The sequence below is a fragment of the Actinoplanes sp. NPDC049598 genome (assembly GCF_040675435.1).
Lineage (GTDB): Bacteria > Actinomycetota > Actinomycetes > Mycobacteriales > Micromonosporaceae > Actinoplanes.
In genome coordinates this window covers 335,620-350,434 of sequence record NZ_JBFAOX010000006.1, presented here as the reverse complement: position 1 = coordinate 350,434, position 14,815 = coordinate 335,620, and the positions used below count along the sequence as shown (strand labels likewise).

Below are 14,815 nucleotides of genomic sequence, written 5' to 3'. Positions count from 1 at the left end.
CGGCGCGTTCGCCGGGCCCGCCCCGAACTGATATCAGTCGATGGCGTATGCCCGTAGCACGGTTTCCGTGACCGTGTTCCCGGCGGTGTCGACCGCGGTGACGCGCAGGGACATGTAACCGGATGGCGGGTTGGCCACATGCAGGATGCGCTGGTTGCCTCGCCCTGTGACGGTGGCCGGGTGCCACGTCGTGCCGTCGTCGGTGGAGAACTGGGCGGTCAGGGTGCGGTTGGGGGCCGCGGGTGACCCGGCTGTGCGTTCCACGGTGACCGGGACGGTGAATGATCCCTTTTTCGCGGTGTTGTTCGTGTCCAGTCGTGGGCTGAACCGCACGGTGGATATGGGCAGCTGAGTGTCACCGTTCTTTGACACGAAAGTCCAGGCCGCGCCGGTCGAGGTACTAAGCCGGGACGGCGAGGGACGGTTGGCGGACATCTCGAGGCGGTAGTTCGCTCCAGCTGCGGGTACGGAGAACGTTCCCTCAGCGTCGCCCAGGTCGCCGATCATTGTGCCGTTGGCGTAGAGCGTCGTGCGGGCGGAGCCGTCCGACGGGAGGACGCTCTTGCCGGTGCCGTCGGTGAACAGCGGCACGCTCGCCGTTATCTGGTTGCCGTCGCGGACGGCCACCGGGGTGGCGCCCGCCGCCGAGGGTGCGAACACTGCCTTGTTCCATTCCTGCTGCTGTACGGTGCCGGGTTGCAGGCGCAGCCCTTCGACGGCCGATTGCGAGATTGTCGTAGGGGGCAGGTCGTCACCGGCTACGACCTGTTGGCTGAACTCGCTCGTCCAGTCGGTCACGCCGGGGGTCCCGCCGATGTAGACGGTTCGTTCGAAGGGGAGTGAGAACGGCAGTCGGACGCTGTAGCCGGTGTTGTCCCCGAAGGTGGCCCAGTTGTAGGCCAGACCGGTGACGCCGTCCGCTTCGCGGGCGAAGTGTTGTTTCAGCGTGGTCAGTTCGGAGGGCAGGATGCGTTTGGCAAATCCCGTGTAGAACGTGCCGTTTCGCACGTAGTTGGTCTCGTAGGTCCAGGGACTGTCGGCGAAGCCCTCTTGGTCGTTCTTCCATTTGGCGAAGACGCTGGTGATCGAGCTGACGAAGCCGGCTCGCGCTGTCGCCGGCCCGATCTGGGCGGTGTACAGGTCGCCCGGGATCGGCGATTCCGTCGACCAGCCGGCGGTGGTGTTGCCCAAGGACCAGTTCGCGCCGACTTTCGCCGTCGCTCGTTTGGCGTCGCCGCGGGGCGGGGTGATAGCCACCGGTTTGCCCTGCCGAGCGTCCAGGGTGATCGTCTTCGCGGCGTCGACGATGACGACGGTCTGTACCAGCATGGTTGTGTCGGCTGGCCCGAAGAGGGTGCTGACCAGTCCGTAGGTGCCTCTGGGAACGCTGATCGTTTCGGCTTCCTGGCCGAGGTAGTACTGGTAGCTTCCGGTCCCGTCGAGTCCGATCAGGGCGGTGAAGTAGTTCGGGTTGGGTTGTCCGTCGCGGCCGATGTGGCGGAGCGTGACGTTGTGTGTCTCGATCATGCGGTCGATGCCGAGGGGGGTGTCGACCCGGAGGCCACCGGGAGCGGTGGCCACCACCCAGGCGCTCTTGAGGCCGTCGGCGCCGGCGCCGCTGGTGTCGGCGGTGACGGTGGTGTTCGCGGTGCCGCCGGCCGGTACGGTCAGACTGGTCGCGCCGACGGTGAACGTGTCGGTGTCACCTTGCACGGCGAGGGCCAGGGTGACGGGCGCGGTGCCGCCGTTGCGGTAGGTGATGGTCTTGGTGATCGGGGTGTCGTCGGTGTGTGGCCACCGCTGTTGGCCGAAACTGACGCTGCCCTGATCCACGGAGACGGCCTGGCTGACCGCGCGGGCCACGTCGAGCCGGCCGGCGCCCTGGTCGAACGCGCCCGCCGTAGCGGTGGGCTGGGCGGCGCCCATCAGCAACGTCTTGCGCTGACGGGCCGACCAGCCGGGGTGCTGCTCGGTGACGATCGCGGCCGCCGCGGCGACGTGCGGGGTGGCCATCGACGTTCCGTCCATGCTGACATAGCCGTCGGTCACCGGCGTGCCCTCGGTACCGTTCGCGGCCCGGGCGGCGACGATCCCGACGCCGGGCGCGGTGATGTCCGGCTTGATCGCCTGGTCGTCGCCGACCGGGCCCCGTGCGGAGAAGTACGCGACCTGGTCGTTGGCGTCGACCGCACCGACCGTCAGTGCCGACGGCGCGTCGGCCGGCCATTGCACCGAGCCCGGGCCCTTGTAGCCCTCGTTGCCGGCCGAGATCACGAACAGGGTGCCGTCGACCTCGCTGAGCTCCTCAATCGCCTGCGAGATCGGATCCGGGCTCTCCACCGGGTAGCCGTTGAGGCTGATGTTGACCACGGGTGCGATCGGCGCGGCCCACTGCATGCCGGCCAGCAGTGCCGACTCGTCGCACGTGAGCGTGCAGACCTTGCCGACCGCGAGCTTCGACCCGGGCGCCACGCCCTTGTACTTGCCGCCGGACTTCGCGCCGGAACCGGCGATGACCGAGGCCACGTGGGTGCCGTGACCGAGCGCGTCGTCGATGCTGGCCGCGTCGGTGAAGTTCGCGCTCGCCGCGATCTTGCCGGAGAGGTCCGGATGAGTGGTGTCGATGCCGGTGTCGAGGACGCCCACCGTCACACCGGTGCCGTCCAGTCCCTGCTGCCAGGCGGCTGGCGCGCCGATCTGCGCGTTACTGACATCGTCGCTGGGCTGGAGTCGGCCGTCCAGGTAGATGCGCTCGATTCCCTGCTGAAACGTACGGGCGGCGTCGGTGCCGCCGGTCAGAGAGGTCCACAGGTCGGCCCGGGCGGTGGGCGCCTTGTGGATCGCGAGCATGCCCAGTCTGGTCAGGTCGCGGTGCACCCGGGCTTTTCCGGTGACCGCGGCCCGCGCCTTGCTCGCACCTGTCTTCGGGTACTGCACCAGTAGTGGCAGATCGTGGCCGCTGGTGTAGCCGAACCGTTGCAGTGCGGTGACGTCGAACAGCCGCATGTCCAGCCGCCCGGCCCGCAGCAGGGGCAACGCGTCGATCGGGATGACGTACTGGTTGCTGCCGGTGTTCTGCTGCACGAACCTGATGCCGGTCCGGCCCGGGGCGCGGTCGACGGCGGTGCCATGCGGGGATACGGTCACCGTATCGCCGGTGATCAGGGTGACGCTGACCGGTTGGACCGCACCAGCCGGCGCGTGCGTGGCCGCCACGGTGTCGGCCATCGCCGTGCCACTCATAGGCGCGACTGCGGTAACTGCCACCGCCATTCCCAGAGCCGACCACGCGGACCAGCGTCTTCTCGCTTGCATGTTCAGGGGTTTCTCCTCATGAATGCGGGATTCTCGGCGATCTATCGACCCCTGGCGGTCGATGAGGGCGAAGGATTCCCGATCGTTCGGTGGCCAGGCCGCGTCTGACCTGGCCAGCTACGGGAAAGCGGAGGCTAGGACGGCGTGGCCTGGAGTGGTGACAGCGGGCCGTGAAGTCTCGTCCGTTCGCGTTCCACAATGGGCTTACGTATCAGCGCCTCGATCCATTTACCGCTGAGCGAGAAACTTTCCCGAACGAACCGGCGCGTGCTGGGTAGGGCCGGCCGGCGGTCATGCCTCGGGAAGGCGCAGTGGGCTCGGGCGCTCGTCAGCGCGCCCGTCGGGCCCGCGCTGCGTGCCTCGGATGGCTACGAATCCGAAACATCGTCGTAAACGTAACGGATCATCGACTAGTTATTGCACGCCGTCAAAAAATAGGGTTAGCTCGCCGCTTGTGGAGGTGAGGCCGTCTGCCGAGCCCCCGGATGTCGCTTGCGAAGGGGTCACTGGAATGAACTACCGAAGGACGCCGGCATGGCGTCGGGCCGCGGCGGTGGGCGTGGCTACCACCCTCGCTCTCGCCGCGGCGAGCTGCTCCTCGTCGGATGGGGACGGGCAGAGTGACGAGGCCGGCGGGACCGTGACGATCTGGAGTTGGAAGGGCCCGACGCAGGGGTTGCAGGAGGCGGCGAAGGGCTACCAGCTGGCCCACCCGGAGGTGAAGATCGAGGTCACCGACGTCGGCAACCCGGCGATCTGGACCAAGATCACCACGGGTATGGCCGCCGGGGGCGCTGGTCTTCCCGACGTCATGAACATCGGCGTCGACTACATCGGCAGCTACATCGAGAAGTTCCCGACCGGCCTGGAGGACCTGTCCGCGAAGGGCGCCGCGAAGCTGGAGCCGGACTTCGCGCCGGGCGCCTGGGCCAGCGGCACGGGGGCGGACGGCAAGGTCTACGGGATTCCGTACGAGGTGAACCCGGCGGCCACGTTCTACCGCACCGACCTGTTCCAGAAGGCGGGCGTGGACATCGACGCGATCGGCAGCTGGGACCAGCTCATCGAGGCCGGCAAGACGATCAAGGCGAAGACCGGCGCCTCGCTGTTCGCCCTGGACAAGTCGGCCACGACCAGCGCCGCCAACTACTTCCAGACCCTGATGGCGCTGCAGGACACGTTCTATTTCGACGAGGCCGGCAAGATCACGCTGGACGGCGAGAAGCAGGTCAAGGCCCTTGGACTGCTGAAGAAGGCCAACGACCTGGGCCTGGTCGCGAACGTCTCCGGCAACGACGGCGCGCAGATCCAGACCGGCAAGGTGCCCGTCGCGACCATGGACGGCCCGGCCTGGATGGCGGGGTCTCTCCCGGAGTCGGCGCCGGAGATGAAGGGCAAGTGGGGCATCCGCAAGGAAATCCCGGTCGAGACGGGCGGATCATCCTCGGCCATCGTCGGTGGCACGTACCTGAGCATGTCGGCCACCAGCAAGCACAAGTCCGCGGCTTGGGACTTCATGCAGTACGCCCTCGGCACCAAGGAGGGTGAGCAGGCGCTGTACAAGGGAGGCGGCCTCTTCCCGGGCTACCTGCCCCTGCTGGAGGACCCGTCGTTCTCGGCCCCCGACGCCTACTACGGCGGCCAGAACCCTAAGCAGTTGTTCGCCAGCGAGCTGAAGGCGAAGTCGGCCAAGCTGAACTACACCTCCGACTACGCCCAAGCGCTCAAGGCGTACGACGACGCGCAGACCGCCGTCCTGTTGAGGAACGCGGATCCGGCCACCGAGCTGCAGAAGGCCGCCAAGCTGGTCGCGACCCAGACGGGGCGGGAACTGGCGAATGGCTGAAAGCACCACCACCCTGGCGCGCGGAGCGGTGAAGGTCCGCTCCGCGCGCCGGGGGCGCTTGGAGCGCCGTCGCGCGCGGGTCGCCCTCACCTTCGTGGCGCCCATCGTGGTCCTGTTCGCCGTGTTCAAGGCGTATCCGTTCGGGTACGCGTTCTACCTCAGCCTCACCAAGAACAAGGGCGGCGTCACGACATTCGTCGGGGCGGACAACTACAGCCGGCTCATTCATGACCCGTTGTTCCGCAAGGCGCTGAGCAACACCTTCCAGATTCTGCTGATCCAGATGCCCGTCCAACTTGTCCTGGCGCTGGTGATCGCCACGGCGCTCAACTCGGGCCTGCTGTGGCTGCGGGGCGTTTTCCGTACGGCGTATTTCGTGCCGATCGTCATGGGCCTGGTCGCCTACGGCGTTTTGTTCTCGTCGCTGCTGAATCCGCAGTACGGCGCGGTCAACGACCTGCTGGGCCACATCGGGATCGGGCCGGTGCCGTGGCTGGACGACCCGTTCTGGGCCAAGGTCGCGATCGCCATCGCGATGACGTGGCATTACACCGGGCAGACGGCCGTCATCTACCTCGCCCAGATGCAGTCGATCCCCAAGGAGCTGTACGAGGCCGCGAGCGTCGACGGCGCCGGCGCCTTCCGCAAATTCCGGGCGGTGACCGTGCCGGGGCTGCGGCCCGCGATCGTACTGAGCGTCATCCTGTCCACAATCGGGGCGCTCCAGCTTTTCGACGAGCCGTTTGTGCTGACCAACGGCGGGCCGGAGAACGCCACCGAGACGATCGGGCTCTACCTGTACCGCAACGGCTTCCAGTTCTTCGACTTCGGCTACGCGTCGGCGATCGGCTACGGGCTGACGGCGATCATCGTGTTGATCTCGCTGATCCAACTGGTCGTGCTCGAGAGGCGTGAACGATGACGCGTCTACCCGCCCGCCTCGCCCTGAACCTCGTGGTCGCGCTGGGCGCGCTGCTGATGGTGGCGCCGTTCGTCTGGCTCCTGTCGGCGATCACGCTGTCCTCCGCGGGGATCCGCGCCGGCGGAGCGTTCCTCGTTCCCGGCGACCAGCTGGCCCACAACCTGTCGCAGCTGTTCAATACGACCGGCTTCGGGCGCTCGCTGCTGAACTCGGTGCTCATCTCCGCGATCTTCACCCTGCTCGCGGTCGCCGTGTGCAGCGCCGCCGGGTACGCCTTCGCGAAGTTCCGCGCCTGGTGGCTCAGCGCCCTGTTCGGCGTGGTCATCGTGACGCTGGCGCTGCCCGGTCAGGTGACGCTGGTGCCGTTGTTCAAGATGATGGTCAGCCTCGGCTGGCTCAACTCGTACCAGGCGCTCATCCTGCCCAACCTGGCCCTGCCGGTCGGCATCTTCCTGATGCGCCAGGCGATCCTCTCGGTGCCCGACGAGCTGCTCGACGCCGGCCGGGTCGACGGCGCCGGCGAGTACCGCATCTTCGCCCAGATCGTGCTGCCCGTCGTCCGGCCGTCGCTGGCCGCGCTGGCGATCTTCGCCTTCCTGACGACGTGGAACGACTTCGTGCTGCCGCTCGTCGTGCTCCGCGACCCCTCGTCCTACACGGTTCCGGTGGAGATCGCCACGATGCAGACGGTCAACGGCACGGACAGCATCTCGCTGATCATGACCGCGACCGCCATCTCCATCCTGCCCGTGCTGGGACTGTTCCTGCTACTTCAGCGCCAGTTCATCGCCGGCCTGCTCGGCAGCGCGGTCAAGGGATGAGCCGTGAAGGGATGACCATGAACGAGACCGAGGTATGGATCCCGGGCGCCCGATCCGATGCCGTACGCCGGGTGATCGACCTCGGCCCGGAGGACATCACCGCCGTTCTGGTCGGCGAACAGGCCGCGGGCGTTGACGTACGCCGCGTCGACGGCGCGGCGGAGTTGCACGTCGACCGGTCGAACCTGCACAACAACGTCGCCATCGAGCTGACCTTCGCCATCGGCGACGCGACAGCCCTGTGGACACCGGGACGCCCGGGCACGGCGGGCCGGTTCCCGCCGTCCTGGCGGGACGCGGAGAACGTGTCCGCGCTGAACGGAATCGCCTTGTGCGCGCTCGTCGACGGCCAGAACAACGCGCTCGTGACGGTCGCCGCCGAGGCCGGCCCGGGAGCGCTGGCCTTCCGCTGCGGGGCAGTGGAGGAAACGGGCCGGCTGTTCGTCGCGGTCGAAGCCGGCCCCGGGACCGGCCCGCTGGTGGTCAGGTGCGGCGCCCCCGGCCCCTTCTCGACCGCGGTCGCCCGGGCGGTCGACTGGTTGTGGGGCGACGGCGCGGAACTATCGGCGGGCAGCGTCCGCCCGGTCTTCTGCACCTGGTACTCGATGCACCTCGACGTCACCCAGGACGAGGTGCTGCGGCAGGCCGAGGCCGCAGCCCGCCTCGGCTTCGGCACCGTCATCATCGACGACGGCTGGCAGACCGCCGAGCGGGTACGCGGCTACGCGACGGCCGGCGACTGGGAACCGAGCGCAGCCAAGTTCCCGGCCCCGCGAGCCCTCATGCGGAGCCTGCACGAGCTCGGCCTGCGCGGGATGTGGTGGGTCGGCACGCCGTTCGCCGGCGACCGCTCGCGGCTGGCCGCGCAGGGCGTTCCCGTCCTGCGGCGGCTCGAAGAACTTGAGACGTCCGTGGTCGACGTCCGCTCGCCGTCGAGCCGAGCCCATCTCGAACAGCGCGTCCTCACTCTCGTCCGGGACACCGGCGCCGACGGCGTGAAGATCGACTTTCTCGAGCACTTCGCCGATCCGGCCGACGTCGAGGAGGCCGCGCTGTCGCTGCTGCGCTCGGTTCGCCGCGGGCTGGCCGACGTCGTCACCGACCCGCTGATCGAGTACCGCCAGCCCTACACCGGCCCGGCCATCGCCGGTCTGGCCACGATGGTCCGGGTCGGCGACTGCCCACTGGGCGACCTGGACAACCGGCTCGGCGTCATCGACCTGCGCCTGACCACGCGCGGAATCGCCGTACACGGCGACCCCATCATGTGGGCACCCGGCGCGTCGGCCGGCCGGGTCGCACAGAGCCTGATCAACTCGTTGTTCGGCGTACCGCAGGTCTCGGTCGACCTGGTAGGCCTGCCGCCACACCAACGCGACGCGCTGCGGCACTGGCTGAGGTTCTGGAGCAGCCATGCCGATGTGCTTCTTGGTGGCACGCTGACGCCCCACCGCCCCGACCTCGGCTACCCGGTCGTCGAGGCGTCGGCCGGAGGGACCACGATCGTGGCTCGCTACTCGCCACACCCGGTCGCCGTGGCCGTCGCCGGCCTCCGGGAGCTGCTGGTGGCGAACGCGGACCACTCCGAGGTCGTCGTGCATGGCCTGCACGACCTCGGAGTGGTGGACGTGTCGATCGTCGGGCCGACCGGGGAGCGGTACGCAACCTGGACGGCCCGCCGGCTCGGGACTCTGGAGGAGTTCGACGTGCCGGTAGGCGGCCTGCTCAGCGTGCGCCGGTGGCCAGGCTGACGGTGCCGCCGGCCGGGAGGTCGACGGTGACGTCCCGGCCGGCGGAGCGCACCCGGCGGGACTGATCCCGGGTGGTCCGGTTGTGCAGCGTGACCTCGACCGGAACGCCACCGCTCCACCTCAGGCCGACCACAAGCCCGCCGCGGGCCCGTAGGCCGCGCACCTCACCCTCGGCCCAGTCGGCGGGCAGCGCGGGCAGCACCTCGATCGCCGTCGCCGAGCTCTGCACCAGCATCTCGGCGACGGCGGCGGTGAGGCCGAAGTTGCCGTCGATCTGGAACGGCGGACCGCTGCTGAGCAGGTTGGGCAGCAGTCCGCCGTACTCGTAGCCGTCGATCTTGCGGGACGCCCCCGTGGCGTCGAGGAAGGGCTGGGTGGCCTCGTCGAACAGCGCGAGCGCCGTCTCGGCGTCCCTCAGCCGCGCCCGCAGGGCGATCTTCCACGACCACGACCAGCCCATGGCGCCGCCGCCGCGACGGTCGAGCAGCGCCTCGACGGCCCGGGCCTCGCGGGGCGAATCGTCGAGGGTGAACTCGTCGAGCGGGTAGAGACCGGCCGCTGGGGAGACATGCCGGTGGTGCGGCTCGGGCTCAGCCTCCGGGCGGTCCCATTCCAGGATCGCGCCGTCGGGCCCGATCCGTACCTCAGGAAGGGCTTGAAGCAACGCCGTCATCTCGTCCCGGATCGGGTCGGTCACGCCCAGGACGGCCATGGCCTCGAGCGACCGGACCAGCAGGGCCCGGGTCAGCGCGCGGTCCATCTCGGAGCTGGTGGAGAAGGCTTGCGGGCGGCCGTCGCGCAGGAACACGTTCTCCGGCGACGTGGACGGGCGGGTCAGGCGGGTGGCCGAGGTGGGGTCGGCGATCCACCAGTCGAGCAGGAAGAGCACGGCGCCGCGCAGCACCGGCCAGATCCGGGCCAGGTACTCCTCGTCGCGGGCGAAATCCCAGTGGTCCCAGAGGCTCTGGCACAGCCAGACGCCGCCCATCGGCCAGATCGCCCAGTTGACGTCGCCGTGTCCCATGCCCACCGGAGCCGTCCAGCCCCACAGGTCGGTGTTGTGGTGCGCGACCCAGCCCCGGGTGCCGTACAAGCTCGCCGCCGTTGTCTCGCCCCGGCGGGCGATCAGCTCGAGCAGGTCCACCAGCGGGTCGAAGCTGCCGGGCACGGCCGTGACGTCGGCCGGCCAGTAGTTCATCTGCGTGTTGATGTTGATCGTGTAGTTCGACGACCAAGCCGGTCGCGGGTCGTGGTTCCAGATGCCCTGCAGGTTGGCCGGCGGGCCGCCGGCGCGGGAGGACGAGAGCAGCAGATAGCGGCCGTACGCGACCAGGATCGTCGCGCGAGCGTCCGAGCCGAGCCGGTCGGTGACGTTCCAGCGCGCGCCCCGGCGGGCGCCGATCCGCAGGCGGAACTCCCGCAGGCGCGGCTCGGCGTCGGCCCGGTGCCGGCGCAGCAGATCGGTGGCGCCCCGGCCGAGCGCCTCCCGCGCCCGGCGCAGGGCCACCGCCTCGATGTCGGCCCGGGAGAAGGCCTCGGGGTCGTCGCCGCTCCACCAGATCTCGGCGCGGGTGGCCGTCGACACGACCAGCAGAGCCCGGGTGGCGCCCTGCATCCGCAGGCCGCCGGCGGTCACCGTGAGGACGCCGTCGGTCGACGCGGTCATCGCCGCGGCGCCGTAGGGGTCGTACCCCTCGCCCGGCTCGCGCCATCGGTGGTCGGGTTCCTGGGGCTCGTGCAGTGGCGGGCCGTCGATCGGGAGCGGGATGCCGGCGATCAGGGCGCCCTCCTCGACGCGGCCCGGCTGCGGGCGCAGGACTGCAGCGAGCTCGGCGGTGAGCGTGACCTGCTCGCCGGCGGTGATCTCGACGCCGAGTACGCGGTCGGGATGGCTGACCCAGGTCCGCCGGGTCACCGGGACGTCGCCGATCAGGAAGCGCTCGGTCAGCTCGGCGGTGTCGAGGTCGAGGTCGCGGCCGGTCGCCACCGCCTCGGCGGGCAGGCGCACGAAGACCTCGGCGAACGGCAGAAACTCCTGCGAGTACGGGCCCTCGAAGGTCTTCATGAGGTCAGTCGCGTCGGTGAGGCGGTCCTCGGCGATCGCCCGCCGGGCCTGGGCGAGCCGAGCCGGGCCGGCGCCGCCGCGGACGAGATCGGCCAGTGCCTTGTCCGGACCGGCCGGCTCGCCGGACCAGCCGAAGGCGTCGTTGATCTGGTAGCGGCCGTGCGCTCCGCCGTAGGCGCTCACGCCCATCAGCCCGTTGCCGAGGGGCGTGGACTCGGACCAGTCGCCGGCCGGCTCGGGCCAGTGCAGGACCAGGTGCTCTTCGCTGGATTCCACCGCCCGATCTTAAAAGTTATTTATTCACGACGTCAAAAAATCAGGGGCGAAGTCTTGTGCGCGGCGCTCGGCTTGTGTTTATTAACACAGGAAAAAATCATGACCGTTGCGCGCGCGCTAAGGAGCGATGTTGAGATCGATCAGCAAGCGACGGCGTCTGGCCGTTGCCGCCGGGGCCGTCGCGGCCACGCTGGCCCTCCCGGCCGTAGCCGCCTCGGCGGCCGACCCCGGCCCCGGAGCGACCAGCACCGAGAGCAGCCTGCCGGCGCCCGCGAAGCGCAAGCCGGCCACCGCGGAGGCGCCCGCCCAGCCGGCGCCCGCGCCGGCCGCGGGCGCCACGCCGGACCCGTGGGCGGTCAGCCCGTACATGGGCTGGAGCAGCTACAGCATGCAGGTCTACTCGAACGACGGCGCGAAGTGGATCAACGCGGATCAGCTCATCGCGCAGTCCGACGCCATGCACGCCAAGCTTCAGAAGTACGGCTACAAGTACATCAACGTCGACTCCGGCTGGAACAAGGGGTTCGACGGCAACGGCCGGCCCACGCCCGACGCCACGCTGTACCCGGACGGACTACAGGCGGTCATCGACCACGTGCACGCCAACGGCCAGAAGTTCGGGCTCTACACCATTCCCGGCATCTCCCCGGAGGTGTACGAGGCGAACCTTCCGATCGCCGGCGCGCCGGGCTGCACCACGCACGACATCGTGCAGCAGCCGATCGTCTCGGCCGACTACTGGAAGCTGAACTACAAGCTCGACTTCACCAACCCGTGCGCGGAGAAGTGGGTCGACTCAGTCGGCGACCTCTTCGGGTCCTGGGGTGTCGACTTCCTCAAGTTCGACAGCGTCACGCCCGGGTCCGGCGTCGGCGACCTCTCGCTCGACGCCCGCGACGACGTGGCGGCCTGGTCGAAGACCCTGAAGGAGAACCACATCTGGTTCGAGCTCTCCTGGGACCTCGACCGCAAGTATGCGAGCCTGTGGCGCGAGAAGGCCAACGGCTGGCGCATCGAGTGGGACGTCGAGGCGTACGCCCCCGGTGTTGCCCTGACGCAGTGGGAGAACATCGCCCGGCTCTTCCCGAAGGCCGAGGCGTGGTGGCCCTACACCGGCAACGGCGGCTACGGCGACATGGATTCGCTGAACGTCGGCAACGGCCAGATGGACGGCATGACCAAGGACGAGCGCCGCACGGCCACCACACTGTGGGCGATGCAGGCGGCGCCGATGTACACCGGCAACGACCTCACTCGCCTCGACGCGTACGGCCTGAGCCTGCTCACCAACCCCGAGATCATCGCGATCAACCAGGCCGCCACCCCGGCCCGGCCCGTCTCGACCTCGACCGACAAGCAGGTCTGGTACTCCCGTCAGCCGGACGGCAGCTACGCCGTCGCGCTCTACAACCTCGGCCGCACCGACGCCAACGTCACCGTCAACTGGTCCGACCTCGGCCTGACCGGCGCGGCGACCGTCCGCGATCTGTGGGACCGCAAGAACCTCGGGCCGGCCACCGGCTCCTTCACGGCCGAGGTGCCGATCCACGGCACGCGGGTGTTCAAGATTGCTCCGCAGCGCGGCGGGACCGTCGCGCTCAACGACAACGACAAGGGCGTCGACTACACCGGCGACTGGGCGGTCAGCGGCGGCAAGGAGCTCGCCGCCAGCTCGCAGCCGCTGGCGCTGACGCTCGCCCCCGGCGGCGGGACGCAGCCGCCGGCGACCGGGGACACCAGCGTGGTCACGCTGAACGACACCGACCCGGCCATCAAGTACCAGGGGTCATGGAACCTGAGCAGCGGCCGCGGTCTCGGCGACCACCAGGACGACGTGCACTGGAGCTGGAACGTCGGCGACTCCATCGAGCACACCTTCACCGGCACCGGCATCGCCTACCTCACCGAGACGAACGTCGACGAGGGTGACGTCGACATCTACCTCGACGGTGTTCTGCAGAAGACCGTGAGCCTGCACAGCGACACCCGGCAGGTCCAGCAGAAGGTGTTCGAGGCCCAGGGCCTGCCCAGCGGCGTCCACACCTTCAAGGCGGTGCTCAAGGCGGGTCAGTTCATGCTGGTCGACCGGCTCGACGTCACCCGGCAGAACCTGATCTCGCCGATCGCGGCCGTGGTCGACTCGTCGGCGCCGGCCGACCTGGCCGTCACCGTGCTGCGTGACCCGCGGGAGCTCACCGGCGTCGCCCGCAACGGCGTCGCGCTGCGCAGCGGCCAGGACTACACGGTCGCCGGCTCGAAGGTCACCCTCACGAAGGCCTACCTCGCGTCGCTCGGCGCCGGCCCAGTACAGCTGGACTTCACCTTCCGCGGCGACCGGTTCAACGACGTGCACTGGACGGGCACGAACGGCGCCGCCGTGTCGTACTCGTTCACCGGCGCCGAGGTGAGCTGGCTGACCGCGACCGGTCCGGATCAGGGGCTGGTCGACGTCTACCTCGACGGCAAGAAGGTCAAGACCGTCGACACCCGTACGGATGCCCGGCTGACTCAGCAGAGCGTTTTCAGCTCTGGGAAGCTGACGAACAAGAAGCACACGATCCGGCTCGTGAAGGCCACCGGCGACGTCATGCGTAACGACGTCATCCGTTACACGGTGGGCTGAGCCCGGCGCGGACCGAGCAGGGAGCGGGTGGCGGTGGCAGCCGCCCCCCGCGCCCAGTCCGCGAACGAATGCGGCCGCACGACCAAGCGCACGCGCTCGGCCGATCCGAAGACGTGCTCGTGGTAGGCGGCGTCGAGGGAGCGGCGGTAGAGGTCGAAGTCGGACACGGCCTCGCCGCCGATGATGACCAGCTCCGGCCCGACCAGGTTGACCAGGCTGGCCACGGCCAGGCCGATCACCCGCCCGGCCTCGTCGAACGCCCGTGTCGCGGCCGCGTCGCCCCGGCGGGCCAGGGCGACGACCGCTTCCAGGTCGAGCTCGCGGCCGTGCTCGGTGGCGACCGCGGCGACGATGGCACTCGTCGCGGCGACCGCCTCGACGCAGCCGCGCCGGCCGCACGAGCATCGGCGGTCGGGCGGGGCCAGCGGCAGGTGGCCCAGCTCGCCCATCACGCCGTGCGCGCCGTTCACGACGTCGCCGTTGAGGTGCAGCCCGGCCCCGATGCCGCGGCCGATGGTGACGATCGCGAACGAGTTGGTGCCGAGGCCGACCCCGAACATGTGCTCGCCGACTGCGAGGGCCCGGACGTCGTTCTCGATCACGACCTCGATGCCGAGCCGGGCCGACAGCTCCTCGCCCAGCGCCACGTCACGCCAGCCGAGCTGAGCCGACTCGCGTAGGACGCCGGTCGCGCTGTGGACGTCGCCGGAGAGGGTCACGCCGACCCGGGCCAGCCGCCCGGCCCGGTCGCCGAGCATCTCCGCGAGCTCCCGGTACAGCTTGTCGATCGCGTCGATCACGTCGGCCGGGCTCGGGGAGGCCGGCACGGCCCGGGTGGAGGCCAGGACGGTGGTGGTGAGGTCGGTCGCGACGCCGATGATCTCGTCCCGGTTGATCTTGATTCCGGCCACGAGCAGGGCGTCGGGGATCATCGCGACCGGGTTCGACGGCCGGCCGGGCAGGCCGTTGCGCCCGGAGTCGAGGCTGCCGTCCACGAGCCCGACCCGCACCAGCGGCGTGATCGCTTTGGTGACGGCCGCGAGGGAGACGTCGGCCAGCTGCGCGATGCCCGGACGGTTGATCGGGCTGCGCGTCAGCACCGTGGTCAGCACTCGGGTCGTGGCGTCGGACGACGTCCGAAGCATCTCGATGCGCTCGCGCGCCTTGTCGTCCATGGGATCGGGCCTCCTCCGACT

The 14,815-nt window shown here is 69.6% G+C and carries 8 protein-coding genes; 5 read left to right on the top strand and 3 right to left on the bottom strand.

What is annotated here, in order from left to right; all coding sequences use genetic code 11:
* Positions 1-33: 33 nt before the first annotated feature.
* Positions 34-3,243 (bottom strand): S8 family serine peptidase, encoded by a 3,210-nt coding sequence (locus tag AB0J66_RS17085; RefSeq protein ID WP_364660936.1) that lies wholly within the window; start codon positions 3,241-3,243, stop codon positions 34-36.
* Positions 3,244-3,874: 631 nt separating this feature from the next.
* On the opposite strand from AB0J66_RS17085, the gene AB0J66_RS17080 reads away from it, so the two are divergent.
* Genes AB0J66_RS17080 through AB0J66_RS17065 form a run of 4 tightly spaced genes read left to right on the top strand, consistent with a single transcriptional unit; the run spans position 3,875 to position 8,655 of the window.
* Positions 3,875-5,161, top strand: coding sequence for a sugar ABC transporter substrate-binding protein (locus tag AB0J66_RS17080; RefSeq protein ID WP_364660933.1), 1,287 nt, complete (start codon positions 3,875-3,877; stop codon positions 5,159-5,161).
* Entirely contained in the window at positions 5,154-6,083 is a 930-nt protein-coding gene (locus AB0J66_RS17075) for a sugar ABC transporter permease (RefSeq protein ID WP_364660931.1), read from the top strand. The genes AB0J66_RS17080 and AB0J66_RS17075 overlap by 8 nt, the downstream gene beginning before the upstream one ends.
* Positions 6,080-6,904: a carbohydrate ABC transporter permease gene (locus AB0J66_RS17070; RefSeq protein ID WP_364660928.1), complete on the top strand. Its 825-nt coding sequence runs from the start codon at positions 6,080-6,082 to the stop codon at positions 6,902-6,904. The genes AB0J66_RS17075 and AB0J66_RS17070 overlap by 4 nt, the downstream gene beginning before the upstream one ends.
* Before the next feature lie 17 nt (positions 6,905-6,921).
* Entirely contained in the window at positions 6,922-8,655 is a 1,734-nt protein-coding gene (locus AB0J66_RS17065; RefSeq protein ID WP_364660925.1) for a glycoside hydrolase family 36 protein, read from the top strand.
* Here AB0J66_RS17065 and AB0J66_RS17060 read toward each other — a convergent pair.
* On the bottom strand, positions 8,630-10,996 hold the full coding sequence (locus AB0J66_RS17060) for a glycoside hydrolase N-terminal domain-containing protein (RefSeq protein ID WP_364660923.1): 2,367 nt from the start codon (positions 10,994-10,996) through the stop codon (positions 8,630-8,632). The genes AB0J66_RS17065 and AB0J66_RS17060 overlap by 26 nt on opposite strands.
* A 127-nt stretch (positions 10,997-11,123) precedes the next feature.
* On the opposite strand from AB0J66_RS17060, the gene AB0J66_RS17055 reads away from it, so the two are divergent.
* The gene (locus AB0J66_RS17055) at positions 11,124-13,619 is read left to right on the top strand and encodes a X2-like carbohydrate binding domain-containing protein (RefSeq protein WP_364660920.1); all 2,496 of its coding nucleotides are present in this window, start codon (positions 11,124-11,126) and stop codon (positions 13,617-13,619) included.
* Here AB0J66_RS17055 and AB0J66_RS17050 read toward each other — a convergent pair.
* Positions 13,604-14,794, bottom strand: a complete 1,191-nt coding sequence (locus AB0J66_RS17050; RefSeq protein ID WP_364660918.1) for an ROK family protein — start codon at positions 14,792-14,794, stop codon at positions 13,604-13,606. The two genes, AB0J66_RS17055 and AB0J66_RS17050, sit on opposite strands and share 16 nt — an antisense overlap.
* Between the last annotated feature and the right edge of the window lie 21 nt (positions 14,795-14,815).